The organism is Bacillus infantis (assembly GCF_050107595.1).
Lineage (GTDB): Bacteria > Bacillota > Bacilli > Bacillales > Cytobacillaceae > Bacillus_AB > Bacillus_AB infantis_C.
In genome coordinates this window covers 1-638 of sequence record NZ_JBNILH010000028.1, presented here as the reverse complement: position 1 = coordinate 638, position 638 = coordinate 1, and the positions used below count along the sequence as shown (strand labels likewise).

At 44.8% G+C, this 638-nt stretch carries 1 protein-coding gene; it reads right to left on the bottom strand.

The features are described from left to right. Nucleotides 1-59 precede the first annotated feature (59 nt). Nucleotides 60-638: IS21-like element helper ATPase IstB (istB, locus tag ACQCVH_RS25235; RefSeq protein ID WP_426838410.1), on the bottom strand; the 579-nt coding region annotated here is incomplete at its 5' end.

Sequence of the window (638 nt, the reverse complement as noted above, 5' to 3'; positions counted from 1 at the left end):
TGTAATCGTCAACCCAAAAGTTGACCATGTCGCTCATGTAAAAGTTGACCACCCTCTTGTTATTTCGAGTATGTCTCTTTGAGACGATAGCTTTCTCCATTCATAGGGATGATATGGGCCTTGTGGGTAACTCGATCCAACAAGGCGGCGGTCATCTGTTCATCATGGAATACTTCGGTCCACCTTCCGAACTCTCTGTTGCTGGTGATGATCATGCTTCCCCTCTCATATCGAGCTGAAAAGAATTGAAACATTAACTCTGCTGCACGTTGGTGATAGGGGATATAGCCCAGTTCGTCAATAATCACAAGGTCTGCAGCCAGCCATTGCTTTTCCAGCTGGAGAAGTTTTTTCTCATCCTGAGCTTCCATCAACTCATTGGCCAGTCGGGCTCCTGTGTAGTACTTCACTTTATGCCCCTGATTAATAGCTTCCTGGCCTAAAGCAATGGATAAATGTGTTTTCCCGGTACCTGAATTTCCGATGAATAAAATATTTCTCCTCTGTCTGATGTAGTCCCCTTGGAATATATCCAGTATACGTCTCTTAGGGACATGGGGAGCCTCCTCAAATCGGAAAGAGAGGAGGTCCTTATGAACCGGGAATTGTGCTTTATTCCGGGCAGATTCTATTTTTTT